General features: G+C 67.3%; 22 protein-coding genes and 1 pseudogene. 7 read left to right on the top strand and 16 right to left on the bottom strand.

Going from position 1 to position 23162, the window contains the following annotated elements; all coding sequences use genetic code 11:
- Positions 1 to 14 precede the first annotated feature (14 nt).
- From YWC_RS0127170 to YWC_RS0127160, 3 genes are read right to left on the bottom strand one after another with little or no spacing between them, the layout of a single operon-like run.
- On the bottom strand, positions 15 to 248 hold the full coding sequence (locus YWC_RS0127170) for a hypothetical protein (RefSeq protein WP_027868149.1): 234 nt from the start codon (positions 246 to 248) through the stop codon (positions 15 to 17).
- Positions 249 to 251: 3 nt separating this feature from the next.
- A complete protein-coding gene (gene ku, locus YWC_RS0127165) occupies positions 252 to 1325 on the bottom strand; it encodes a non-homologous end joining protein Ku (protein WP_027868148.1) in 1074 nt (357 codons plus the stop codon).
- A gap of 9 nt (positions 1326 to 1334) precedes the next feature.
- Positions 1335 to 2300, bottom strand: coding sequence for an SDR family oxidoreductase (locus YWC_RS0127160; protein WP_027868147.1), 966 nt, complete (start codon positions 2298 to 2300; stop codon positions 1335 to 1337).
- A gap of 176 nt (positions 2301 to 2476) precedes the next feature.
- On the opposite strand from YWC_RS0127160, the gene YWC_RS0127155 reads away from it, so the two are divergent.
- The 3 genes from YWC_RS0127155 (at position 2477) to YWC_RS0127140 (ending at position 7556) form a co-directional block, all read left to right on the top strand.
- Positions 2477 to 3946, top strand: a complete 1470-nt coding sequence (locus tag YWC_RS0127155) for a diguanylate cyclase (RefSeq protein WP_027868146.1) — start codon at positions 2477 to 2479, stop codon at positions 3944 to 3946.
- A 42-nt stretch (positions 3947 to 3988) separates the two neighbouring features.
- Positions 3989 to 5632, top strand: coding sequence for a SulP family inorganic anion transporter (locus YWC_RS0127150; protein WP_027868145.1), 1644 nt, complete (start codon positions 3989 to 3991; stop codon positions 5630 to 5632).
- 130 nt (positions 5633 to 5762) lie between these two features.
- Positions 5763 to 7556: a DUF1302 domain-containing protein gene (locus YWC_RS0127140; RefSeq protein ID WP_084416639.1), complete on the top strand. Its 1794-nt coding sequence runs from the start codon at positions 5763 to 5765 to the stop codon at positions 7554 to 7556.
- Between the two features lie 4 nt (positions 7557 to 7560).
- Here YWC_RS0127140 and YWC_RS0127135 read toward each other — a convergent pair whose 3' ends face one another.
- Positions 7561 to 8193 carry a 1-acyl-sn-glycerol-3-phosphate acyltransferase gene (locus tag YWC_RS0127135; protein ID WP_027868143.1) on the bottom strand — a complete coding sequence of 211 codons (633 nt, stop codon included), beginning with the start codon at positions 8191 to 8193 and terminating at the stop codon, positions 7561 to 7563.
- A gap of 178 nt (positions 8194 to 8371) precedes the next feature.
- Between YWC_RS0127135 and arsC the strand changes: the two are divergent.
- Positions 8372 to 8715, top strand: a pseudogene (arsC, locus tag YWC_RS31225) (arsenate reductase (glutaredoxin)); the annotation flags it as partial.
- A gap of 12 nt (positions 8716 to 8727) precedes the next feature.
- Here arsC and YWC_RS31220 read toward each other — a convergent pair.
- From YWC_RS31220 to YWC_RS0127115, 3 genes are all read right to left on the bottom strand, one after another.
- Positions 8728 to 9948 carry a right-handed parallel beta-helix repeat-containing protein gene (locus tag YWC_RS31220; protein WP_084416638.1) on the bottom strand — a complete coding sequence of 407 codons (1221 nt, stop codon included), beginning with the start codon at positions 9946 to 9948 and terminating at the stop codon, positions 8728 to 8730.
- 120 nt (positions 9949 to 10068) lie between these two features.
- Positions 10069 to 10506 carry an acyl-CoA thioesterase gene (locus YWC_RS0127120; RefSeq protein ID WP_027868142.1) on the bottom strand — a complete coding sequence of 146 codons (438 nt, stop codon included), beginning with the start codon at positions 10504 to 10506 and terminating at the stop codon, positions 10069 to 10071.
- Between the two features lie 91 nt (positions 10507 to 10597).
- Positions 10598 to 11452: an endonuclease/exonuclease/phosphatase family protein gene (locus tag YWC_RS0127115; RefSeq protein WP_027868141.1), complete on the bottom strand. Its 855-nt coding sequence runs from the start codon at positions 11450 to 11452 to the stop codon at positions 10598 to 10600.
- A gap of 91 nt (positions 11453 to 11543) precedes the next feature.
- Here YWC_RS0127115 and YWC_RS0127110 point away from each other — a divergent pair, with 91 nt between their 5' ends.
- Positions 11544 to 11882, top strand: a complete 339-nt coding sequence (locus YWC_RS0127110) for a hypothetical protein (protein WP_027868140.1) — start codon at positions 11544 to 11546, stop codon at positions 11880 to 11882.
- A 20-nt stretch (positions 11883 to 11902) separates the two neighbouring features.
- On the opposite strand, the gene YWC_RS0127105 is transcribed toward YWC_RS0127110, so the two are convergent.
- From YWC_RS0127105 to YWC_RS0127085, 5 genes are all read right to left on the bottom strand, one after another.
- Positions 11903 to 12619 (bottom strand): hypothetical protein, encoded by a 717-nt coding sequence (locus YWC_RS0127105; protein ID WP_027868139.1) that lies wholly within the window; start codon positions 12617 to 12619, stop codon positions 11903 to 11905.
- Between the two features lie 9 nt (positions 12620 to 12628).
- The gene (gene pepN / locus YWC_RS0127100; RefSeq protein WP_229413217.1) at positions 12629 to 15286 is read right to left on the bottom strand and encodes an aminopeptidase N; all 2658 of its coding nucleotides are present in this window, start codon (positions 15284 to 15286) and stop codon (positions 12629 to 12631) included.
- Positions 15287 to 15475: 189 nt separating this feature from the next.
- Positions 15476 to 16531 (bottom strand): alkene reductase, encoded by a 1056-nt coding sequence (locus YWC_RS0127095; RefSeq protein WP_027868137.1) that lies wholly within the window; start codon positions 16529 to 16531, stop codon positions 15476 to 15478.
- A 13-nt stretch (positions 16532 to 16544) separates the two neighbouring features.
- Positions 16545 to 16841 carry an ArsR/SmtB family transcription factor gene (locus YWC_RS0127090; RefSeq protein ID WP_027868136.1) on the bottom strand — a complete coding sequence of 99 codons (297 nt, stop codon included), beginning with the start codon at positions 16839 to 16841 and terminating at the stop codon, positions 16545 to 16547.
- A gap of 95 nt (positions 16842 to 16936) precedes the next feature.
- Positions 16937 to 17908 (bottom strand): succinylglutamate desuccinylase/aspartoacylase family protein, encoded by a 972-nt coding sequence (locus YWC_RS0127085; RefSeq protein ID WP_027868135.1) that lies wholly within the window; start codon positions 17906 to 17908, stop codon positions 16937 to 16939.
- 120 nt (positions 17909 to 18028) lie between these two features.
- Here YWC_RS0127085 and YWC_RS0127080 point away from each other — a divergent pair, with 120 nt between their 5' ends.
- The gene (locus tag YWC_RS0127080) at positions 18029 to 19165 is read left to right on the top strand and encodes an acyltransferase family protein (protein ID WP_027868134.1); all 1137 of its coding nucleotides are present in this window, start codon (positions 18029 to 18031) and stop codon (positions 19163 to 19165) included.
- On the opposite strand, the gene YWC_RS0127075 is transcribed toward YWC_RS0127080, so the two are convergent.
- The 3 genes from YWC_RS0127075 to YWC_RS0127065 form a co-directional block, all read right to left on the bottom strand.
- Entirely contained in the window at positions 19146 to 19619 is a 474-nt protein-coding gene (locus YWC_RS0127075) for a hypothetical protein (RefSeq protein ID WP_027868133.1), read from the bottom strand. The two genes, YWC_RS0127080 and YWC_RS0127075, sit on opposite strands and share 20 nt — an antisense overlap.
- A 66-nt stretch (positions 19620 to 19685) precedes the next feature.
- Complete coding sequence (locus tag YWC_RS0127070) at positions 19686 to 20558, bottom strand: pirin family protein (protein ID WP_027868132.1); 873 nt, start codon at positions 20556 to 20558, stop codon at positions 19686 to 19688.
- 65 nt (positions 20559 to 20623) lie between these two features.
- On the bottom strand, positions 20624 to 21220 hold the full coding sequence (locus tag YWC_RS0127065) for an FMN-dependent NADH-azoreductase (protein ID WP_027868131.1): 597 nt from the start codon (positions 21218 to 21220) through the stop codon (positions 20624 to 20626).
- Positions 21221 to 21332: 112 nt separating this feature from the next.
- On the opposite strand from YWC_RS0127065, the gene YWC_RS0127060 reads away from it, so the two are divergent.
- Positions 21333 to 22316 carry a LysR family transcriptional regulator gene (locus tag YWC_RS0127060; RefSeq protein WP_027868130.1) on the top strand — a complete coding sequence of 328 codons (984 nt, stop codon included), beginning with the start codon at positions 21333 to 21335 and terminating at the stop codon, positions 22314 to 22316.
- On the opposite strand, the gene asd is transcribed toward YWC_RS0127060, so the two are convergent.
- Positions 22249 to 23133, bottom strand: a complete 885-nt coding sequence (gene asd / locus YWC_RS0127055) for an archaetidylserine decarboxylase (RefSeq protein ID WP_084416637.1) — start codon at positions 23131 to 23133, stop codon at positions 22249 to 22251. The genes YWC_RS0127060 and asd overlap by 68 nt on opposite strands.
- Positions 23134 to 23162: the final 29 nt, after the last annotated feature.

The following is a 23162-nucleotide window of genomic DNA, read 5'->3' as shown; positions in this document are numbered from 1 at the left end:
CAGGGCCGCCGGCCTCAGGGTTCGTTCTTGACGATCCCGCGGATGTTCATGGCCATCAGCGCCGCCTGCAGGACGATCAGGGCCCAGGCCTCGTCGTGGATGCCCCACACGATCCACAGCACGTTACTGAGGATGAACATGGAAAAGCCGAACACCCGCCGTTCGGCGCGCTTGGAGCCGATCAGGTAGGCCGCGAACAGGGTGACCAGCATTGCCGGCCACTGGAGGAAGTCGATGAATTCATCCATCCGTCACGCCGCCTTCCTGCGGCGCGGGGCGGCCGTCGATGGTGCGCCGGTGGACTTGGCGGCAGTCTTCCTTGCCGCCGGCTTGGCCGCGGCTTTGGTGGCGGTCTTGCGCTTCGGCGCCGCGCCGCTGGCGGCGACGCGGTCGGTGCCGTGGGCGGCGGCCTTGCGCGCACGCGGAGGCGGTGCTTCCTCTTCGTCCTCGTCCTCGGCAGCGGGCCGGCGTTTCTTCGGCGGCGGCGGTTCGTCGTCGTCGTCCTCGTCGTCAGCCGCGGCCCTGCCGGGTTTCTTGCCCAGGCTGGCCTGCAGCAGCGAGACCAGGTCGATGACCTTGCCGGTCTCGCGCTTCGGCTCGCCCGGCTCGGGCATGGTGATGGTCTTGGTCTGGTGCGCCTTGACCTTCTTCTCGATCAGCGCCATGACGTCCTCGCGGTAGGTGTCGTGGTACTGCTCGGGATCCCAGTCCTCGGCCATGCCCTGCACCAGGGCCATCGCCATCTTGAGCTCCTTGTCGGTGATCGCGGCCTTCTTGTCGTCGGCCGTGGGGATCTTGAGGTCGCCCGCATCGCGGATCTCGTCGGCGTAGCGCAGCGTGTTCATGACGATGGTATCGCCCACGCACACCAGCGCCGCCAGGTGCTGCTTGACGCGGATGACGACGCGCGCGATGCCGATCTTGCCTGCCTTGCGCAGTGTTTCGCGCAGCAGGGCGTAGACCTTGTCGCCGCCCTTGCCGGGGGCGAGGTAATAGGGCTGCTCGAAGTAGAGCAGCGAGACGTCCTCGGCATCCACGAAGGCGAGGATGTCGATGGTCTGGGTCGCCTCCGGGTTGGCGCGCCGCAGGTCTTCGTCGGACAGCACGACGTACTCGCCGCTGGTGTACTCGTAGCCCTTGACGATGTCGTCCCAGGAGACTTCCTTGCCGTTGCCCTTGTTGTAGCGCTTGAAGCCGACCGGCGAGAAGTCGCGCCGGTCGAGCATGGTCAGGTCGAGGCCCTTGTTGTCGACCGCCGGGTACATATCGACGGGGATGTGCACCAGCCCGAAGCTGATCGCACCTTTCCACATGCTGCGCGGCATAGCTCCTCCTTATTCGCCTACCTTGCCGGTGACCGGCAGGATCACCCCCGTGATGTAGCCCGAGCACACCGGCGAGGCCAGGAACACGTAGGCCGGCGACAGTTCCTCCGGCTGGGCGGGACGCTTGAAGGTGGTGCTGGCGCCGAATTCCTTGATGTCCTCGGGCGACTGGTCGGCCGGGTTGAGCGGCGTCCAGACCGGGCCCGGGGCCACGCAGTTGACGCGGATGCCCTGGTCGATCACGCTGGCCGCGAGCGACATCGTGAAGGCGTGGATGGCGCCCTTGGTGGCGGAATAGTCGAGCAGCTTTTTCGAGCCTTTCAGGCCTGTCACCGAACCGGTGTTGATGATCGACGAACCTTCCTTGAGGTGGGGCAGGGCCGCGCGCGCCATGTGGAAGTAGCCGTAGATGTTGGTGCGGAAGGTCTCGTCCAGCCGCTCCTCGGTGATGTCCAGCAGCGAGCTGGCATGTTCCTGGAAGGCCGCGTTGTTGACCAGGACGTCGAGGCGCCCGAATTCGGCGACCACCTTCTCGACCGCGTCCTTGCAGAATGCGGCGTCCTTGACGTCGCCCGCGATGGTGACGCAGCGCCGGCCTTCCGCCTCGACGCAGCGCCTGGTTTCCTCGGCGTCCTCGTGTTCGTTCAGGTACATCACGGCCACGTCGGCGCCTTCGCGCGCGAACAGCACCGCGACCGCACGCCCGATGCCGGAATCGGCGCCGGTGACGATCGCGCTCATGCCTTCGAGCTTGCCGCTGCCCTTGTATTGCTCCGCCATGAACTTCGGCTTCATCTCCATCTGGGCCTCGATGCCCGGCTTGGCGAGGTGCTGCTCGGGCATCGGCGGGGCCGGCTGCTGGATCCCGGTCTGCACCGCTTCGTCGCTTTCCGCCTTCTGCATGCTGCCGTCCTGCTGGTCCTGACGGCTCTGGATCGCCTTCTGCTCCTTTGCCACGTCATCCTGGTGTGCCATTGCGTACTCCCGTGAACGTTCAATCGACCCGTAGAGTATCGATGCGTCGTTCGATGCCGGACGGTGCGCTCCCACACACTCGGAGACAATTCTTCACTATGCCCTCCCATGGCTTTATGGCAAACTTGCCAGCGTTTTTTTATAAACTGGCTTGTCAGGAAATAAAAGGAGAAGGGATGTCTCAGCAGGAAGGCGCGCCGCAGGCGGTCAGCGGCCTGTTCGTCAATCCGGCCGGGCAGCGCCGCAGCGCGTTCCAGCAAGCCTGCGCCCGCCTGTTCGAGTCCTTGCGCGTGGCCGATGGCGCCGAGCAGGCCCTTGCCATGCTGGCGCAGCAGCCGGCCGACGTGCTGGTGCTCGACCTCGAGTGCTTCGAGATCGACATCGACCTGCAGGCGCTCGGCCAGCTGGTGGCGCAGCGCGACGGCAGGCCCGTGCTGGTCCTGTGCCCCTTCGCCAATGCGCGCTGGCTGCCGGCCCTGCTGGCGCATGGCCCGCTGGCCTACGTGATCGGTCCCCTGGGCCCGGAGGAACTGTGCCGCGAAGTCGCCGCCCGCCTGCGCGCCGCGTTCCTGCCGCCCCCCGCGGCCGGTCCGGCCGAAGCGGAGCTGGCGGCGCTGCTGGCGGTGCGCAGCAGGGCGCAGGGGGCGCTGGCCGAGGCCGACGACAGCATCCGCTTCGGCGAACGCCTGTGCCTGGCCCTGCTGGACTGGCCCGGCGTGGTGCATGCCGCGATGTTCCAGCGCCACGAGGGCGGCGATTTGCGGCTGGAAGCGCAGCATGGGTGCGCTGGACTCGACCTGGCCGCCGTGCTGGGGCGCGGCGAGCGCCTGCTGCAGTCGCCGCTGCGCCATGCATTTCCGGGACTGCTGGCCGCTGCCAGCGGCGAGACCGTGCTGCTCGATGCCGTCGACAAGGCGGGCGAGCCGGTGCTCGCGCAGGCCCTGCGCGCCCAGGGCGTGCAGATGGTGCTCGGCGTGCCGGTTCCGGCATTGGGCCCGGGCGCGCCACGCGGCGCCCTCTGCCTGCTGTTCGGGGAGGCGCGCCCGCTCTCGGGCGCCCATTTGTCCGCCCTGGACGACCTGGCGCAGCTGGCCGCCTTCGGGCTGCGCATGGCGGAGCTGATGCGCGAGAGCGAGGAACTGCTCGGCCGGGTCACCCAGCTGGCGACCCTCGACGCCCTGACCGGCGTGGCGAATCGCCGCCATGGCGAATACCTGATGGAACAGGAGATCAAGCGCGCCCGCCGCTACCGCACGCCGCTGGCCCTGATCGCCTTCGACATCGACCGTTTCCGCAACGTCAACGACGCCTACGGCCACCCGGTGGGCGATATCGCGCTGCGCACCGTGGCCGACACCGCGCGCGCCCTGCTGCGCGCGAGCGACGTGCTGGTGCGTTCGGGCGGCGAGGAGTTCCAGGTGATCGCGCCGCACACCAGCGCCATCGACGGCCTGAAAATGGCCGAGAAGCTGCGCGCGGCGATCGAGGCTGCCGAGATCCCGGGCTGCGACCGCGTCACGGTCAGCCTGGGCGTGGCGCAGCTGGGCGAACTGGAAAACGGCGATTCGCTGGCGGTGCGCGTGAATGCCGCGCTGGCGCGCGCCAAGCGGGCAGGGCGCAACTGCGTCGAACTGGCGATGCAGTAAGCTGCATGATAGGCTAGCGGCTTTTCTGTCGGGCAATACCATATGCTTCAGTGGCTGCAGCACTACCGGCGTTCGATGCTGCCGGGCGACATCAGCGCCGGCATCGTCGTGGCGATGATGATGATCCCCCAGGGCATGGCCTATGCGCTGGTGGCCGGCCTGCCGCCGGTGGCCGGGATCTATGCCAGCATCGTGCCGCCGCTGCTGTACGCGCTGTTCGGCACCAGCAGCACCCAGTCGGTCGGCCCGATGGCGATCATTTCCTTGATGACCGCCTCCAGCCTGGCCCCGCTGGCGGCGCCCGGCAGCGCGCTGTACGGAGTGCTGGCCGCGCAATTGGCGCTGTTGTCCGGGGTCGTGCTGCTGGCCTGCGGCCTGCTGCGCATCGGCTTCCTGGCCAACTTCTTTTCCCGTCCCGTGATGAGCGGCTTCACGATCGGCTCGGCGCTCCTGATCGCCTGGGGCCAGGTGCGGCCGCTGCTGGGCGCCATGCCGCCCGCCGTAAACTGGCCGAGCGCGGCGCTGGGACTGGGCGCGCTGGCCGTGCTGGTCTGGGCGCGGCACTACATGGCCGGCAGCCTGCGCCGCACCGGGCTGTCGCCGGTGGCGGCCGACATCGGCGCCAAGCTGGCGCCCATGCTGGTGGTGATCGGGGCGACCGCGCTGGTGCCGCTGCTGAAGCTGGAGGCGCTCGGCGTGGCCACCACCGGCTCCGTGCCGGCCGGACTGCCGGGGCTGAACCTGGCGACGTCAAGCGGGCACTGGCAGGCCTTGCTGCAGCCGGCGCTCCTGATCGGCTTCATGATCTTCCTGATCAGCATGTCCGGCGCGCAGACGCTGGCGCTCAAGCGCGGCGAGAAGCTGGGCAGCAACCAGGAACTGGTGGGCCTGGGCGCGGCCAACATCGGCAGCGCCCTCAGCGGCGGCTTCCCGGTGACCGGCAGCATCTCGCGCTCGGCCGTGAACTTCGCGGCCGGCGCCAACACCCAGCTGGCCAGCATCATCACGGCCGCGCTGCTGGCGCTCGCCCTGGTGGCCCCGACCGGCTGGCTGGCGCTGCTGCCGCTGCCGGTGCTGGCCGCGACCATCATCGTCGCGGTGCTCGGCATGCTCGACCTGTCGACCTTGAGCACCTCCTGGCGCTACGACCGCGCCGACGCGGCGGCGCTGCTCGCCACCGGCGCCGGGGTGCTGGTGCTGGGCGTGGAAGCGGGCGTGGTGGTGGGCGTGGCCTTGTCGATGGGGGCGCTGATCTGGCGCGCCAGCCGTCCCCACATTGCCGTGCTGGGCCGTATCAATGGCACCGAGCACTTCCGCAACGTGGACCGCTATTCAGCCGAGACCGCACCGGGCCTCTTGATGCTGCGCGTGGACGCCGGACTGTTCTTCGGGAACGTCGAGGCGGTGAACGAACGCATCGAGGACGAACTGGCGGCGCGTCCCGACACGCGCCACCTGGTGCTGGTGCTGTCGGCGGTGAACGCCATCGACACCTCGGCCCTGTTCGGGCTCGGGGAGTTGAACACCTCGCTGCGCCAGCGCGGGGTGCTGCTGCACCTGGCCGAGGTGAAGGGGCCGGTGATGGACCGCCTCAAGCACAGCACGCTGCTGCAGGCGCTCAATGGGCGCCTGTTCCTGAGCGCCGCCATGGCCTGGGACGAACTGGCGCCCGGGCCGGTCTCATGACTAGTTCCTAAAAAGCAACGCTGTATTGACAGCGTGTCCACCGGTCATTAGGATTGATCAGGCGCAATATCAATCAGGGTGCGACAGGCTTGGGCCTGGATCGCACGCGCCGAACCGGATAAGGGCAGGGATGACCCGACATGAGACGCCGGCAACCAGCGTTGCCGTTCGCAGGACAGGCGCGGCGATTGCACTTGCCGCGCTGGCGGCCGGAGCGGTCCAGGCGGCCGAGGTCAAGGCCAGCGGCCGGCTCATGGCCGGCAACGTCTACCGGGTGCAGGACCGGAACCCTGATCTCCTCACGAATGTGAATGCCCCCGCCCTTGGCCTGATGGGCTACGGTAACGGGAGCAACGCCGACGACGGCAATACCAATTACGCCAAGGGCGAGGCCGCCTCGCGCGCGATCCATGCCTTGCTCGACATCGCGGCGGCGGACGGTAACTGGTCGGGGCTGGTGCGTATCAAGGCCTGGCACGACGCCGGGCTGGCGCGCGACGGCCGGCCCTGGGGCAACGTCGTCAACGGCTACGGCGCGGGCGCGCCGCTGTCGGACAGGGGCATGCCGCGGCGGTCGCGCTTTTCCGGTGTCGCGCTGCTCGACGCCTGGATCGAAGGCAGGGCTGTGCTGGCGGGGATGCCGGTACTGGGACGCATCGGACAACAATCGACGGCCTGGGGCGAGCGCTCGATGACGCCGGGCGGGCTCGAGGCGCTCAATCCGCGCGACCTGCCCGGGCTGCACCGCGCGGCTCCAATCGCGAACGAGGGCATCGTGCCGCGGCCGATGCTGTTCGGGCGCATCGAGCCAGGAGCGGGCCGCGGGTCCGGCCTTGCGCTGGAAGCCTATTACCAGAGCGCCTTCCGCCCGTCCGCGCTCGACGCCTGTGGCACGCTGTGGTCGATGAGCGACTACCTGGTGGAGGGGTGCGACCGTGTCATGAGCGGACAACCGCTGGTGAGCGACCGCGCTCGTACCGCGCTTGGCGTCTACCAGAAACGGCTGCCGACCTTGACGCCGAAAGCGAAGGAATTCGGTTTCGGCGCCATCTGGCGGCCCGACGAAGGGGTCGAACTCGGCCTGTACCATGCCCGCTATCATGCGCGCACCCCGCTGCCTGGCCTGCGCCGCAGCTCGCGCCCCGGTGGGCCGGCGCTGCGGCCCGGTGATCCGGACGGACGCAACATGGCGTATTTCACCGAGTATGCCGACGGCCTGCGCATCACGGCGGCGACCTTCTCGCGCAAGCGCGCCGGCACCAGCATCCACGGCGAAGTCTCGTACCGCCCCGCGCTGCCGTTCATGCTGGCGCCGGGCGACGTGCTGCCGCCTTTTCTGAGCGCCACGGCGCCAGCGCTGTTGCGGGCGCGCGCCGATGCGGTACCGCCGGGCGGCATCTTCCACGGTTACGACCTGTATGCGATGTGGCAGGCCCAGGCCGGCGTGCGCCGCGAATGGACCCTGGCCGCGATGGAACTGGCATTCGGCGCGGAGGTCGTGGGCAAGCGCGTGCGTGGTCTGCCCGATCCGTCGGTGCTGCGCTACGGGCGCGGGGACAGCTTCGGGGCCGGCGCCGTCAACGGCAGCTGCGCGGTGAGCACGCGGGATGCGGCGCGCCAGTGCAGCCTGCGCGGCTACGCGACGCCGCAGGCCTGGGGCTACCGGCTGCGCCTGGATGGGCGGCTGCCACGGCTGGCGCCCGGGCTGGCGGGCAGCGCCAGCCTGCTGTTCGTGCACGACGTGAAAGGATGGTCCGGCGACCTGCTGCTGAACGAGGGGCGCAAGTCCGCCAACCTCGCGCTGCGCTTCGAGTACCGGCAGCGCTATCTGGCGGAGCTGGGCTACCAGCCCTCGTGGGGCGGGGACTACAACGCGGCGGCGGACCGGGATACCGCCTCGGTGGCGCTCGGGCTGCGCTTTTAGGGATTCAAGCCCGGCGGCGTTGCGGCTCGGAGGGATCGCGCGGCGGCGCCAGCTTGATCGGCGCGGCCTGGTCGGGATAGAGCGCCTGGCGGCCCTCGTAGACGGCGGCGATGGCGGCCATGTCTTTCTCGGTGTCGCCGCTCAGCTTCAGGGTATGGACCACGCTGAGCACCTTGGCGCGGTAGTCGATGTAGACCAGCAGCAGGGGCACGTCGGCCGTCGTGGCCAGGTGGTAGAAACCGCTCTTCCAGTGCGGGCGGTAGCTGCGCGTGCCTTCCGGGGTGATGCCGATCCAGCACCAGGACGAGGCGAGCATGGTCTGGGCCAGCTGGCGGGTGGCGCCCATCGAGGCGCGCCGGTCGATGGCGATGCCGCCCCAGTAGCGCATGATGGCGCCCATCGGGCCGCGGAACAGCGAATCTTTGGCGACCCAGCGGAACTTCAGGCCGACCGCCCATTTTCCCAGCAGGCCGATAGGGAAATCCCAGTTCGAGGTGTGCGGATAGACCACGGCGATCCCGTGCGGTCCCGGCAGGGGCTTGAAGTGCACCTGCCAACCGGCCAGGTTCAGCAGGCGAAGCGCAGTGCGCTGGCCCCAGGTGGGAAGTGCTGCGGGGCGCAGCAGGTGTTCGCTCATCGATTCTCCGTCGCGGTTCAAACGCTTTTTTCCGAGCAGCTTTTGTGTTCTACCGGAAAAATAAGCGTCGAATTCTATAGCGAGCTGGAGCGAGGAACAAGCAAAAAAGCTGGTGGCAGACATGAGGTGTGGTTATGATGCCGCTAGTTTTTCGCCAATATTGAATTGTATTTAACAGATGGATATCACGATTTACCATAATCCGCGCTGTGGCACCTCGCGCAACACCCTGGCGGCGATCCGCGCAGCCGGCCATGAACCGCAGGTGGTCGAGTACCTGTCGGCGCCGCCCGCGCGCGAACAGTCGCGGCGATGATCGCCGCGGCCGGCCTGAGTCCGCGCGAGGCCGTGCGCAGCAAGGAAGCCCTGTTCGCTGAACTCGGCCTGGACCAGCCCGGCGTCGACGACGCCGCCTTGCTCGATGCGATGGCGGCGCATCCGGTCCTGATCAACCGTCCCTTCGTGGTCACGCCGAAGGGTGTGCGCCTGTGCCGCCCGTTCGACCTGGTGCAGGAGATTCTCTAAACCCGGACCTTACTGCGCCCCCGGCGCCGGCCCACCGGTCGGTTCCGAGTCGGTATACGGCACCGCGCCGATATCGATCGGCCGCCGCGGCCGCAGCGCGACCGCATCGCCGGCATCCGGCGGCAGGCCCTTGCCGATCGCAGGTGAGCCCGGCTGGAGCCGGAAGTCGGGCGTGGCGAGCGCCCGGCTGTAGTCGGCGAACAGCGGCGCCGCGGCCACGGTGCCGCTGTGCCGGCGTCCCGCCGAGAGCTTCCAGTCGCCGCCCGCGTTCTGGTACACCAGGTTGTTGCGGTAGCTGATGTTCTGGCCCGTCGCACCCTGTTCCATAATGCCGTGGCCGTTGTCGTAGACGATGTTGTTGGCCGTTTGCGTGTGGTCGTTGGGCCCCGTGCTGTGATAGAAGTCGCCGCCGCCGACCACGATGCCGGTGCCGCAGCCGACCACCGTGTTGCCGCGGATCGTCACGTTGCTGGCGTCGTGCCACAGGTGGATGCCGGCGCCCGATGTCCGGTAGATGATGTTGTCGCGCACGCTGGCCGTGGTGCTGACGTAGATGCCATGCATGTAGCGGCACTCGGGCGGGCCGATGTCGTGCACGTTGTTGCCGACCACTTCGGCGTCGCTGCCCTTGTAGTAGCTGTCGACGCCGATGCCGGCGCCGCCCTTGGCCTCGCAAGGCACGTCGTTGCCGATGTGGTGGATGTGGTTGTGGTGGATGCCGTTGTGCGAGCCGCCGTTGTAGATGCCGCTCAGCCACTTCATGCCGCTCTGGTACTGGCCGCCGTCGATTTCGAAGCCGATGATGTCGAGGTAGTTGGCGCGGTTGTCCCAGGCCGCAGGCTGGCGCGAGTCGAGCGGCGGCACCAGGCGCGCGCCGCCGCGCTCGCTTGATTCGAAAACGATGCGCGCTTCGGCCGTGCCATGGGTATTGGTGCGCACCCCGCCGAAGTAGGTGCCGGGCGCGACGTGGACCGTGGTGCCGGGGGTAACGGCCTGGGCGGCGCGGGTGAGCGTGCGGAAGGGTTCGTCGCGGGTGCCCGGGTTGCTGTCCGAGCCGGATGGCGCCACGTACAGGTGGGTGCGCACCAGTTCGGGAATTACGAGGTCTTCCTGGCCGGGCTCGCGCAGGCGACAACCGGACAGCACCGTGGCGCCGAACAGGATGAAGAGCAGGGCGGCCAGCAGCGGGCGTTTGGCGGGCCAGGCGGCGACGAACGGGTAGTGGCGCATCTCTCTCTCGTGGCAACGGACGTGACGGAGTCAGTTTGACCCAGCACAAGCGGGAGGGAGGCCGGTTGTCTCAAGGTCTACTTTGAGGACACTCAACACGCCGCATCGGCTCTTGGGCTGTCAAGAGGCCTGCGTGACCGCCGGCATGTAGGTGTCGAGGAACTCGGCCGGCATGCGGCGCGGGCGGCCGCTGCTGATCTCGATGCAGACCAGGTCCCAGCACCCGCGCAGGACGGTGGCGCCGTCGCTGTCGCGCACCAGCTGGAAGCGGCGCTGCATCGCAAGCTTGCCGTCGCCGGCGACCAGCCAGGTGGCCAGGGTCAGCGATTCGCCCAGCAGCGTGGGCAGCAGGTAGTCGTATTCTCCGCGCCGGATCGCCATCGCGCGGTCGAGGCGGCGGTAATCGTCCAGCGACAGGCCGAGCTGTTCGGAATGGGCCCAGCCGGCCTGCTCGCACCAGCGCACGTAGACGGCATTGTTGGTGTGGTTCAGGCCGTCGATGTCGCCGGCTTCGGGCGTGACGGGCAGGGTGTAGGGGCGCGGATAATCCCAGTCCAATGTGGCCTCGTGATGCAAGAACGGTTCGGGCGGCATGCGGCCGCGACACCGCCATTGTACGGCCCGGCGCGGTGCCGGGTGTCTTGACGGCTCACGCGTCCCAATCGAGCTCGACCAGCAGTGCCTGGTGATCCGAGCCCTGTTCGCTGGCGTCCACCCGCACGCGCCGCACGCGCTCGGCCAGGTCGGCGCTCGCGAACACGTAGTCGAAAGTAAAGGGAGCGCAGGCTTCCGGACTGGCGTCGTGCAGGCCGACGGTGGGCGCGTGGCGCCGTCCTGGCTGGGCCAGCTGCCAGCAGTCGCGCCAGGGATGGGCGCCGTCGCCGAACGGGGCCAGCAGGCGCTGGTGTTCGGGCGAGCCCGGCAGCATGTTGAAGTCGCCGGCCAGCAGGGCCGGCATGGCGCGCGGCGGCACCGCGAAGGGCCCGCGGCCCGGGGCCGGCGGATTGGCCGCATGCAGGCTGGCCTCGCGGTGCAGGTCGCGCAGGCGCTCGACCTGGGCCATGCGCTGGCGCTGCGAGAAGTATTCGAGGTGCACCGCGACGACGCGGAGCAGCCCGCCGGGCGCCGCCACCGTGAGCTCGAGCGCGGTGCGTGGCATGCTCATGACCTCGGGCTCGGAGGGCCAGGGCAGGGAGTGGCGCAGGGCCTGCAGGACCGGATGGCGCGAGAACACCATCATGCCGAAGCGGCGCCGCGCAGCATCGGCGGCGCCGACAGCGGCGGTGTCGCAGGCGATGGCCTCGAAGCCGGTATAGCCGGGCAGGCGCTCGCGCAGCATGGCGAACTGGTCTTCGGCGCCCGCGGTATAGCCACTCGAAACTTCTTGCACACAAAGCATGTCAAAACTGCAAAATCGGTCGAGGCATGCGATGATACGGTCGAGATCTGTCCTGCCGTCCGGGCTGCGGCCGGACTGGATATTCCAGGTGACGAGCTTGAACATGGTGGTCCTTTCTGTGGACCCACAGGCTAACTGTCGGGGCAGCGCGGGCGTTTGAAGAAGCGCAGGCGTGCGGGATACTGAAGGAGTGTGAATGTTTACGATGATCCTGCTGCTCTATCTGCAGCAGCACCGCGATGTGAGCCTGGAGAGCACCAGCCTGCGTGGAACTTTCCAGACGAAAAAGGCATGCGAGGCGGCCGCGGTGCGGGCGCGCGGGCCCTTGCCGACGCCGGATGGCTATGCGGCGGCCTGGCACGACGCGCTGTGCATCCCGATCAACCGCGGCGTCACCGTCAACGAGGGCAAGCCGGTCGACCTGGGCAAGCTGCTGCAGGGGCGCCCGCCCGTGGTGTGCGAAGGGACCGGGGCCTGGCGCCGGGTCCAGGAACTGTGCGCGCCCGCCGCGGGCGGCAACGGCGGCAAGCGCTGAGCGGGCAGGCCGGCGTCGTTTCAGTCGCGTTTCCAGTCGCCGTGGCTCGGACAGCGGATCAACCCCGCGGCGGCTCCGCCGCCGGCGCTGTCGAACTGGGTGGCGCCGCCGCCGTTCGCCCCGCCGATCTGCGGTCGTACGCTGCCGCCTGTGCGGCACCATACCTTGCCGCCCTGGCGGAAACGGTAGATGACCTGGCCGTCGGGCGCGGTATAGGTGTCGCTGACCAAGCCGCGACGGCTGTCCTTGTGGGCAGCTTCGAGCGCCTGCCTGAAGCGTCCCATCGGCGTGTCGGCGACTTCCGGCACGCCTGACTTCCCCTTGCGCATCTCGCGGTCGATGATGACGGCGTCGCGCTTCGCGCGCCCGAGCATCGCATCGAGTGCGGATTCCGATGGCGCGGATGGCGCGCTGATGGCGAAGGGATCGGCCACCGTTGCCGGTGTTTCCGGTGGCGGAGCAATGGGCTCCGGTTCGGGGGACGTGCCCGTCTCTGCAGCCCTGCTGCGCGCGCGGCGCTCCCTGGGCATGGCAGGGCTGGCAGGCGGCTCGGAACGCATCCGCGGCATCTCCGGTAATGGCGGCACGGTGATCAGGTCGATGACCCGATCCCGATGCAGCTCAGGCTGGCGCGGCGCCGGCGGATGCGCGATCCGCCAGCTCCAGGCCAGCAGCAGGTGGACGCCCAGCGTGGCCGCCAGGGGCCAGCCGGGCCTGCTGCGTGGGTAGGCCGTCACCAGCGCCGCTTACGCCTTCGGTGCGGTCAATGCCTTCTTGATCGCCACGCAGCGCTGGTCTTCCTGCAGCGTGTCGAGCAGCGAACGGCGGGTGCCGGCCGACAGGTCCTTCATGGTGTCGGCGGCGCGCTGCAGGCGCTCGACGCTTTGCGGCGTGCAGCCGGCCGGGATCATGGTGCCCGCGTAGGTGCGCATGAAGACCGGGCCGGCCGCCTTGTCGATCGCCGGCAGCTTGGCCAGGCGCTCGCTCGCGGTCTGTTCGGCCAGCTTGTGCTGCTCGACCGGATACATGGCGCCCATCGCGGTACGGATGCGCGAGAACGGCAGCTTGGTCTTCAGGTCTTCCACCGTGCCCAGCCACTCGCTCTTGACCTTCGGATCCGGACGCACCACGGTCGCGGCCAGCGCGGCGCCCTGGCCGGTGTCGGACTTGTCGCGCGCCTGCTCCGCTTCGACCAGGCCGGCCGCGCCCGGGACGTTGAAGCGGTTGAGGCGGTTGATGATGGCCCAGCGCTGGTCCTGGCTGATGTTCAGGCCTTCGGTGCCCTTACCTTCGAGCATGCCGGCCAGGCGCGCCAGTGCTTCCGGACTGCTCGCCAGGCCCATGTAGGTGCCGAACCAGCGGCGCTGGAAGGCGTCGTTGCCCTTGTTGGCCAGCACGCCCTGCCAGGCCATGTCTTCCAGCGCCTTGCCGGTCTTGTTCGCGTAGGCGCGCTGTGGACCATCCTTGAGGCCCATGGCGTCGAGGTAGTACTTCGAGTAGCCGACCTTGCCCAGCACGTCGCCCAGCAGCGTGTAATCCTTCTCTTGCGGCGCGTTGGCGAGCGCCACGTCGATGAATTCGTTGAGCGGCAGCTTGGCGTCGCGCACGCCGTCCCACAGGGCCTGCCACAGCATGGCGCGCAGCAGCGGGTCTTCCACGCCGCCCAGGGTGCTGCGGGCGGTCTCGAAGGAGCGCTTGTCGAGGTTGACCTTCACGAAGCCCCAGTCCTGGTAGTTCGGATACACCAGGTCGGGGCAGGCGCTGCCGACCATGCCGGCGACATTGGTCTTCGCGCTGGAGTACGTCACCGGCACGTTCTTGGCAAGCACCAGCTTGCCGTTCTCGCGCTTGAAGGCGCCTACCTGCACGCGCTGCTCGCGCAGGGTCGGCAGGGCGCGGCTTGCAGCGGTCTGGGCCAGCGAGAAGTTGCTGATTTTTCCGTTCGAGCAGCTGTAGTTGGCGGTGATGGTGTTCACGCCGGCCTGGTACAGCCATTCCTGGCTCCACTTGGACAGGTCGCGGCCGGCGGCTTCGCCCAGGCTCTTGATGAAGTCGTCGAGCGTGGCGTTCTGCCAGGAGTATTTCACCAGGTAGTTGTGCACGCCCTTGCGGAAGGTTTCCTCGCCCAGCATGTGGCGCAGCTGCTTCAGGGTCGAGGCGCCTTTCGAATAGGTGATGGCGTCGATGTTGTCGAAGGCGTTGGCCGAGGAGGGCACCGGCACCTCGATCGGATGGGTTGAGACCTTCTGGTCCATGGTGTAGGCGCCCTGCTTGTCTTCCTGGTAGAAGGCCTGCCAGGCATCCTTGAATTCCGTGGCTTCGGCGGTGGCCAGGGTCGCCATGAAGGAAGCGAAGCTCTCGTTCAGCCACAGGCCGTTCCACCACTTCATGGTGACCAGGTCGCCGAACCACTGGTGCGCCATCTCGTGCATGATGACTTCGGCCAGGCGCATCTTCTGCGCCGGGGTCATCTCGGCCTTGTACAGGAAGCCGGCTTCGGCGAAGGTGATCGCGGCGGCGTTCTCCATGGCGCCGTACAGGAAGTCGGGCACCAGCAGCTGGTCGTATTTCTCGAACTGGTAAGGGATGCCGTAGTAGTTGTCGAAGAACTCCAGGCCGGCCTTGGTGTAGCGGAACCAGTCGGCCGGGGTCACCTGCTTGGCCACCGACTGGCGCGCGAACAGGCGCATCGGGTACTTGCCGCTCTTGTCTTCCCACACCTGGTAGGGACCGGCGTGCAGCGAGAAGTTGTAGGGGCTGAGCTTCCTGGTCTTGGGGAAGGTCCAGCGCTTGCCGCCGGTCGCTTCCGCGATGTTGGATTCACGGGTGGTGGTGACCACGTGCCAGTCGGCCGGGGCATTCACGGTGACGGTGTAGGTGGCCTTCAGGTCCGGCTGGTCGAACACGGCGAACATCTGGTGCGCGGCGGCCGGCTCGAAGTGCGAATAAGTATAGACCCGGTTATCGACAGGGTCGACCATGCGGTGCAGGCCTTCGCCGTTGGTGCTGTGCGGACGCTCGTAGCTGATGGTGACGCTGTTGCGGCCCTTGGCCAGGTGTTCCGGCGCCAGGGTGACGAACCAGTTGTTGTAGCGGGTCGGGACCTGCTTGCCGTTGATGCTGACGGATTTGACGGTCGCCTTGTCGAGGTCGATGGTCAGGGCCGAGTCGGTATCCTTGAGGTCGAAGGTGACGGTGGTGGTGCCGGCGAAGTTTTCCTTGCCGGTGAGCGTGAAGTCGAGCACGTAGTCCACGTTCGACACGCGGCTTGACCTGGCCATGGCGTCGGCTTCCGACAGGTAGGCGTTCTCGGCGCGCGCAGGGGCTGGAGCAGCGTTGGCGGCGTTGAAGACGAAAGCGGAAGCGATGGCGAATGCCATGGCGCGGGGGGCGAAGTGTTTCACGTGGTCTCCTGGACAGCGCAGGCTCGGTGCGCGATAAGAATAATCGCGCAAGAATAGCATGAGCGGGGTGTCGTTTACACCACATACATATACGAAAATAGAACGTACGTACGGGCGCTGGGCGGAGTGTCCTGCACGTAGAACCGGGTTCCCGCGAAAGGGAACCCGGTTTGGCGGACTAGGGCGGGATCAGTTCAGCGCCGGGTAGTCGATGTAGCCTTCCGGTCCCGAGCCGTAGAACAGTTCCGGCCGCGGCTGGTTCAGCGGCGCATCCTGTTTCAGGCGCTTGGGCAGGTCCGGGTTGGCGATGAACCACACGCCAAAGGCCACCGCATCGGCCTCGCCCGACTTGATCAGCTCCTCCGCGCTCTCCTTGGTCAGCTTTTCGTTGGCGATGTAGACGCCCCCGAATTCCTTCTTGAGGTAGGCGCGCAGGCTGTCGTCGCCAACGGCTTCGCGGGCGCAGATGAAGGCAATGCCGCGCTTGCCGAGTTCGCGCGCCACATAGCCGAAGGTCTCGCGCGGATTCGAGTCGCCCATGTCGTGCGAGTCGCGGCGCGGCGCCAGGTGCATGCCGACGCGGTCCGCGCCCCACACCTCGATGCAGGCATCGGTCACTTCCAGCATCAGGCGGGCGCGGTTCTCGACCGAGCCGCCGTACTGGTCGCTGCGCTGGTTGGTGGAATCCTGCAGGAACTGGTCGAGCAGGTAGCCGTTGGCGCCGTGGATCTCGACGCCGTCGAAGCCGGCCCTCTTTGCGTTCTCGGCGCCCTTGCGGTAGGCGGCGACGATGGCCGGGATCTCATGCGTTTCCAGCGCGCGCGGGGTGGCGTAGTCGCGCATCGGACGCAGCAGGCTCACGTGGCCTTTCGGCTGGATCGCGGACGGCGCGACCGGGAGCTGGCCGTCGAGGAAGTGCGGGTCCGAGATGCGGCCCACGTGCCACAGCTGCAGGACGATGCGTCCGCCGGCCTTGTGCACGGCGTCGGTGACGATCTTCCAGCCTTCCACCTGTTCGTCCGACCAGATACCGGGGGTGTCGGCATAGCCCACGCCCATCGGGGTGACGGCGGTGGCTTCCGACAGGATCAGACCGGCGTCGGCGCGCTGCACGTAGTATTCGGCCATCATCGCGTTCGGCACGCGGCCCGCTCCGACGGCGCGCGCGCGGGTCAGCGGGGCCATGATGATGCGGTTCGGCAGTTCGAGTGCGCCTACCTTGATCGGGTCAAACATTGTTGCCATCGTTGGGGTACTCCTAAAGTCCGTCGTTCAGTTGATCGAGGAAGGCCTGAATGACTTCCTCGTTACGCTGGAAGAAGATGAACTGTCCGACGCGCCGCGTGCTCACCAGCCCTGCCTTGTGCAGGGTCGCCAGGTGCGCCGAGACCGTCGATTGCGACAGCTTGGCGCGCTGGTCGATCAGCTTGCAGCACACGCCCATGTCGAGCGGGTGCTCCTGCTCGGCGAAATGCTGCTGCGGATCCTTCAGCCAATGCAGGATCTGGCGCCGCACCGGATTGGCCAGGGCCTTGTGGATCGCGTCGATGTCCATGAGCTCTTCCTTGTATCGGGTTCTTTCGATCCGAATATCGTCATCTTACGATATATCGGAAAACCCTGCTGGCGGCGGCTTCAGCAGGGTCTTGCTTATTCTCGGCCGAAGCGCGGGTTCGGGCGGGTCAGGTAGTACCACTCGGAGTTGGCATTGGCCTTCGCATCCGGGAACAGGATGCGGCCGCTGAACTCGGCGACCACTTTGCTGCCGTCGGCGCGCACGCCGATCTCGTCGCCTTCGGCCACCGGGTCGAAACTCGCCCACTGGCGGCTGAAGGCGTCGCCGGCGTGCAGCTTGTCGTGCACCACGACCATCGACAGGGCTTCCATCTCGTCGAAGGGCACCGGCTCCGGATCGGGCGCCGCGATCAGCTTCAGGTGCGCCAGCGTGTTCATGATGGCGCGGTAGGCCACTTCCGGCGCGGCCGGATCGACATGCTGGCCGCATTCGAGCGTGAGCGCATAGCCGCCCGTGGTGCGCATGTACTCGGTGGTGCCGACGCCGTAGCGCAGCACGGTTTCCAGCTCGTCGGCATTGCGGCTGCGGCGCTTGACGCCGTCGCCGTAGGCGGCCAGCCAGCCGTCCACGAAGCGCTTCACGCCCAGGCGGCGCGCCCAGGCGCGTTCTTTCTCCGCGTGCTGGAAGGGCTGCAGCGTGCCGTCGTTGTTCAGCGGGCCGACCATCACGAAAGGCTGGCCGCCGGTCGCATTGAAGGAGTGCAGGTCGAGCAGCACGTCATGCCGGGCGAGCAGGGGGCACAGCCAGTTGGCGATCTGGTCCTCGAAGTCCTGTGGGTCTTCCTTGGGGAACAGGTTGCGGTTCAGGTTGCGGTCGCCGTTGCGGGTGTTCTGCTCGTAGGCTTTAGGATTCACGATCGGCACGAAGGTCACGCTGCCGGCCGCGATGTGCAGCTTGCCGGAATCGATTTCTTCCATCACGCGGCGGATGGCGATGGTGCCGCAGACTTCGTTGCCATGGGTGGCGCCCATGATGATGACGCGCGGGCCCGGCTGGAGGCCGGTGTAGTTGACGGACTTGAATTGATACTGGCTCTGGGGATTCATGCGGTGCTGATCCAGGGGAAAGGGTTGGAATGATTCGGGAGCCGACATTTTATCGGCAAACAGTGGCGGATGCCGAAGGGCCGTGGCATGATCCGCCACTTCCCAACCAGAACGGCCAGCATGTCCACCATCTCCACCCGCATCCACGGCCTCGACACGCTGCGCGCGCTCGCCGTGACGCTGGTCGTCCTGCACCATTACGTGCTGTTCGTGAGCGATGCGCCGACCTTCGGCTGGGTGGGCGAGATCGGCTGGGTCGGGGTCGACCTGTTCTTCGCGCTGTCCGGCTACCTGATCGGCAACCAGATCTTTGCAAGCTTGAAAAGCCCGGGCGGCTTCTCGCTGAAGCACTTCTATGCGCGCCGCCTGCTGCGCACCTTGCCGAACTACTGGCTGGTGCTGGCGCTGTACTTCCTGTGGCCGGCCTTCCGCGGCGGCGCGCCCTTGCTGCCGCTATGGGAATATGCCGCCTTCATCCAGAACTTCGCACTGGAGCCGGGCAGCGCCTTTTCGCACTCCTGGTCGCTGGCGATCGAGGAACAGTTTTATATGCTGCTGCCGGCCGTGGCCTTGCTGGGCATCCTGTTTGGCGGGTCACTGCGTCTGGCCTGGACGGGAATTGCGCTCGCCTTCATCGCCGGCATGCTGATCCGCGCCGAGCTGTGGCAGGAGATGGCGGGGCAGAACTATAAGCTTTACTTCTATTTCAAGTACATTTATTACTCAAGCTTATGCAGGTACGACGAGCTGCTGGCCGGCGTGGCGCTGGCGCTGCTGCGCAACCACCACGTCGGACTCTGGGCGCGCCTGACCCGGCACGGCAACCTGATGGGCGTGCTGGGCCTGCTTTCATGTGGGGTGGCGTTCTGGTTCTTCCTCGACGACCGCTACGGCTTCGGCATCACCGTGTTTGGTTTTCCATTGATGGCGCTCGGCTTCTCGCTGCTGATCGTCTCTGCGGTGTCGGAGCATTCGCTGCTGCGCAGCCTGCGCGTGCCAGGCGCCGGTGCGCTGGCGCTGTGGTCCTACGCGATCTACCTGCTGCACAAGCCGGCGTGCGTGATGGCGGCGAAGTGGATGAAGACACAAGGTTTCGGCGCGGAGCATCCGCTGACGATCATGGTGCTGCTGGTGCTGTCGGTCTTGAGCGGCTGGCTGCTCTACAAGCTGGTGGAGACGCCCTTCATGCTGCTGCGCGAGCGCTACGTGCCGAGCAATGCGGCACGGCCGGGCATGCTCAGCCCCGCGCCTCGATGACGCCAAACGCCGCCGGCGCATCCGCCAGGTAGGCCAGGATGGCATTGGCCTGCACCTGCGGCTCGTAGCCCGAGGTGTCGCGAATCGCCTGGCGCAGCCCCGGCACGGTCTCCACCGTATGCGGGCTGCGGTAGGCCGCCACCAGGAGCGCCGCCAGGTCGACGGGCGCCCCCTGGCCGCGGCGCAGGCGCCCCTCGATGATGCCCAGCAGGGTGCGCTGCATGCGCGGCGTGGGATTGAGGATTTCCCCGAACAGGGAAGGGGTGTTGACGATGGCCTCGCACATGCGCTGCTCGATCGCGTCGGGTTTCAGGTCCGAGGGGATGTCGAAGTAGGCCTTGTTCCAGCGGGTGCGCGCGTAGGCATGGCCGGGCGGGAAGGAATCGGCCGTCTCGAAGCCGAGCGCGCGGCTGGCGCGTGCGAGCAGGTCGGCAACGGTGTCGATCAGGGGCATAAAAAAACGGGATGAACGTGCGTCATCCCGTCAGTGTAGCAGGCGGCAATGGCGGGCTGCAAAGCCTCAGGCTGCAAACCGCCCCGCCCGGAAATCGTCGAAGGCCTGGTACAGCTCTTCGGTGGTGTTCATCACGAATGGGCCGTGCTGCGCGATCGGCTCGTTCAGCGGACGCCCCGCCAGCAGGATCAGCCGGGTCGGCTCGATCGCCTTGATGCGCACGCCGTCGGCGCCCGCGGCATTGTCCAGCACCGCCATGCGCGTCTTGCCCACGCCCTTGCCCTCGACCACCGCTTCGCCCCGGTACACGTAGAGAAAAGCGTTGTGCCCCTGCGGGATCGGCTGCTCGAAGATGACGCCGGCCGGGATCTCGATGTCGAGGTACAGCGGCAGGGTATGCTCGCGCTGCACCGCGCCCTTCACGCCGTGGGTCTCGCCGGCGATCACCTGCACGGTCACGCCGGCATCAACGGTGAAGCACGGCACTTCCTCGGTCGGGATGTCGCGATACCACGGGTCCATCATCTTGTCCTTGGCGGGCAGGTTGAGCCACAGCTGGAAGCCTTCCATCAGGCCCTCGTCCTGCTCCGGCATCTCGGAGTGGATCACGCCTCGGCCGGCCGTCATCCACTGCACGCCGCCATTGGTCACCAGGCCCTCGTTGCCGGCGCTGTCGCGGTGGCGCATGCGGCCGTTGAGCATGTAGGTGACGGTCTCGAAGCCGCGGTGCGGGTGCTCCGGAAAGCCGGCAATGTAGTCGCCCGCCTTGTCGCTGCCGAAGGCGTCCAGCATCAGGAAGGGGTCGAGGCGGCGCTGCAGGGAACCGGTCAGCACGCGGTTGATCTTCACGCCCGCGCCGTCCATCACGAACTGGCCCTGGATCAGGCGTTCGACCCCGCGCGATTTCACGATTGCTGCGGTGTTGGTCAACTCGGTCATGCTGTTCTCCTCGTGTGTCGATCGGTTGCGCGCCGCCTCCCGGCGGCGCGATTCTACGTCATGGGTTACGCCAGCGCCGCTTCCACAGCCTCGTTGGCTGCCTGCTGGCCCTTGGCCGCCGCCTCAGGACCCATGTTCAGGCCCGACGAGTAGATGAAGGTGTGGTCGGTCATGCCCAGGAAGTTCAGCAGCATGCGGATGTGCGGCACCTGCGGATCGGCTTCCACCGGGTACACGCCGCCCCTAGCGGTGGCCACGTAGACCTTCTTGTTCTTCAGCAGGCCTTCCGGACCGGTCTCGGTATAGCGGAAGGTCACGCCGGAGCGGGCGATCGCGTCGAACCAGTTCTTCAGCTGCACCGGCATGCCGAAGTTGTACATCGGGGCGCCGATCACGATCACGTCGGCGGCCTGGGCTTCGGCGATGAGGGCGTCGTCCAGGGCCACGCGGGCGGCCTGTTCGGCGCTGCGCTGGTCCGCCGGGGTGAACAGGGCGCCGACCGCGGCGCCGTCCAGCAGCGGGTGCGGCTGGGCGCCGACATCGCGGCGCACCACCTTGGCGTCCGGATTGCCGGAGACCAGCTTGTTCACGATGAGATCGGTAACGCGGGTCGATTCCGAATCGTTGCCGCGGACGCTGGAGGTGATTTGCAGGATGTTCATGTTATGTGTCCCTTCGTTCCAAGAAAGTTTGTCGATGGAGACACTTTAGCGGTTCCAAAATCGTTGCGGAAGACAGTAGAATGGATAACATTATCCTACTGGTGGAACAATCATGGAAGTCGAACCGAATGACCTTCTGCTCTTTGCCCGGATCGTCGAGGCCGGCAGCTTCAGCCGCGCCGCCGAGCGCGTGCAGCTGCCCAAATCGACCGTCTCGCGCCGCATTGCATTGCTGGAGCAGAAGCTGGGCGAGCGCCTCCTGCAGCGCACCACGCGCAAGCTGGTGGTGACGGAATTCGGCGCCAGCCTGCTCGAGCACGCGCGCAAGGTGGCGGAAGAGGTGGAGGCGGCCGGCGCGCTGGCCCAGCACCGCCAGCAGGAACCGAGCGGCAAGCTGCGCATGTCCCTGCCGGGCGACTTCGCCAATATCGGCCTGCAAGAGGTGATCGCGCGCTTCATCGCGCGCTATCCCGAGGTGTCGCTGGAGATGGACCTGTCGCCGCGCCGGGTCGACCTGATCGCCGAGGGTTACGACATCGCGATCCGCATGGGCGAGCTGCCGGACGACGCGTCGCTGAACGCGCGCCCGATCAACCTGGAACACTGGGGACTGTATGCCTCGCCCGCGTACGTGGCCCGGCACGGCTTGCCCGAGCATCCCGACGACCTGCTGCAGCACGACCTGCTGTGCATGCTGAGCCGCTACGGAGGTGCGACGCCCTGGGTGCTCACCCGCGGCAAGCTGCGCTGGGAACGGCAGGTGCCTGCGCGCCTCACCGCCAATTCGCCCGAGCTGCTGGCGCGGCTGGCGTCGCGCGGCGCCGGCATCGCGGCCAGCTCGCTGACCTTCGCCGGTCCTTACCTGCAGACGGGGGAGCTGGTGCGGGTGCTGCCGGAGTGGGAACCGCCGACCACCCAGGGCTGGGCGGTCTTTCCGGGCCGCCGCCTGATGCCGGCCAAGACCCGGGCCTTTCTGGACCTGATGGAAGAGAAATGTACGGAAGTCGGCGACCGAACGCCGATCGTGATCAGCGAGGATGGTTCCCCATCACCTCGCCCAGGCGCACCGAGCGCTCCGGCGCCCATTCGCCGTTGAAGGAGATCGTCCCCTTCTTGAAGAGCATGACGACGGTGGAGCCGAGCAGGAAGCGGCCCATCTCTTCGCCCTTCTTCAGCACCACCGGGTGCGAATCGTAATTCCATTCGCAGATGCGCGGCATGCGCGGCGGATTGACCACGCCGTGCCAGCTGGTGGCCATGCTGCCGACGATGGTGGCGCCCACCAGGGTCATCACGAAGGGGCCATGTTGTTCCGACTCGAAGACGCACACGACGCGCTCGTTGCGGGCGAACAGGCCCGGCACGCCGCGCGCCGTGGTCGGGTTCACCGAGAACAGCTTGCCCGGCACGTAGATCATGCGCGTCAGGCGGCCGTCGCAGGGCATGTGGATGCGGTGGTAGTCCTTCGGGCTCAGGTAGAGGTTGGCGAAGTGGCCGTGCTGGAAATGGGCTGCCAGCGTCTCGTCGCCGCCCACCAGCTCCGCGCTGGTGAATTTATGTCCCTTGGCCTGGAAGATGTGGTGGTCGTCGATGTCGCCGAACTGGCTGATCGCGCCGTCCACCGGGCACACGAAATCGGCATTCGCCAGCGGCCGCGCATCGCTGCGCAGCGGGCGGGTGAAGAACTCGTTGAAGCTGCTGTAGCTCGCGATGTCCGGGTTCGCCGCCTCGTCCATGTTGACGCCGTACTTGCCGACGAACCAGCGGATCAGGCGCGTGGTCATGGCGCCACCCTTGGCACCGGCGACGCGGCCGGCGAAGTTGGTCAGCGCCGTCTTCGGCATCACATATTGGGGCAGGACTTTTAGACGGGACACTTGGATGGGCCTCTCGGTTTGAAAACGATCGCGCATTATACGGGCTTCACATACGGGAATGCATG

Source organism: Massilia alkalitolerans DSM 17462 (genome assembly GCF_000427785.1).
In the GTDB taxonomy this organism is placed as follows: Bacteria; Pseudomonadota; Gammaproteobacteria; order Burkholderiales; family Burkholderiaceae_D; genus Telluria; species Telluria alkalitolerans.
The sequence above is the reverse complement of the archived record's forward strand: the minus strand, read 5'-3'. Positions and strand labels throughout refer to the sequence as shown.

Bases quoted from the DNA above. Each gene is read 5' to 3' on its own strand.
- YWC_RS0127095 (WP_027868137.1), bottom strand. From the start codon at position 16,531: ATGGCAACAATGTTTGACCCGATCAAGGTAGGCGCACTCGAACTGCCG.
- YWC_RS0127080 (WP_027868134.1), top strand. From the start codon at position 18,029: ATGTCCACCATCTCCACCCGCATCCACGGCCTCGACACGCTGCGCGCG.
- YWC_RS0127065 (WP_027868131.1), bottom strand. From the start codon at position 21,220: ATGAACATCCTGCAAATCACCTCCAGCGTCCGCGGCAACGATTCGGAA.
- ku (WP_027868148.1), bottom strand. From the start codon at position 1,325: ATGCCGCGCAGCATGTGGAAAGGTGCGATCAGCTTCGGGCTGGTGCAC.
- YWC_RS0127070 (WP_027868132.1), bottom strand. From the start codon at position 20,558: ATGACCGAGTTGACCAACACCGCAGCAATCGTGAAATCGCGCGGGGTC.
- YWC_RS0127170 (WP_027868149.1), bottom strand. From the start codon at position 248: ATGGATGAATTCATCGACTTCCTCCAGTGGCCGGCAATGCTGGTCACC.
- YWC_RS0127140 (WP_084416639.1), top strand. From the start codon at position 5,763: ATGACCCGACATGAGACGCCGGCAACCAGCGTTGCCGTTCGCAGGACA.
- YWC_RS31220 (WP_084416638.1), bottom strand. From the start codon at position 9,948: ATGCGCCACTACCCGTTCGTCGCCGCCTGGCCCGCCAAACGCCCGCTG.
- YWC_RS0127150 (WP_027868145.1), top strand. From the start codon at position 3,989: ATGCTTCAGTGGCTGCAGCACTACCGGCGTTCGATGCTGCCGGGCGAC.
- YWC_RS0127060 (WP_027868130.1), top strand. From the start codon at position 21,333: ATGGAAGTCGAACCGAATGACCTTCTGCTCTTTGCCCGGATCGTCGAG.
- YWC_RS0127115 (WP_027868141.1), bottom strand. From the start codon at position 11,452: ATGTTCAAGCTCGTCACCTGGAATATCCAGTCCGGCCGCAGCCCGGAC.
- YWC_RS0127110 (WP_027868140.1), top strand. From the start codon at position 11,544: ATGTTTACGATGATCCTGCTGCTCTATCTGCAGCAGCACCGCGATGTG.
- YWC_RS0127155 (WP_027868146.1), top strand. From the start codon at position 2,477: ATGTCTCAGCAGGAAGGCGCGCCGCAGGCGGTCAGCGGCCTGTTCGTC.
- YWC_RS0127160 (WP_027868147.1), bottom strand. From the start codon at position 2,300: ATGGCACACCAGGATGACGTGGCAAAGGAGCAGAAGGCGATCCAGAGC.
- asd (WP_084416637.1), bottom strand. From the start codon at position 23,133: ATGCGCGATCGTTTTCAAACCGAGAGGCCCATCCAAGTGTCCCGTCTA.
- YWC_RS0127075 (WP_027868133.1), bottom strand. From the start codon at position 19,619: ATGCCCCTGATCGACACCGTTGCCGACCTGCTCGCACGCGCCAGCCGC.
- YWC_RS0127090 (WP_027868136.1), bottom strand. From the start codon at position 16,841: ATGGACATCGACGCGATCCACAAGGCCCTGGCCAATCCGGTGCGGCGC.
- YWC_RS0127135 (WP_027868143.1), bottom strand. From the start codon at position 8,193: ATGAGCGAACACCTGCTGCGCCCCGCAGCACTTCCCACCTGGGGCCAG.
- YWC_RS0127085 (WP_027868135.1), bottom strand. From the start codon at position 17,908: ATGAATCCCCAGAGCCAGTATCAATTCAAGTCCGTCAACTACACCGGC.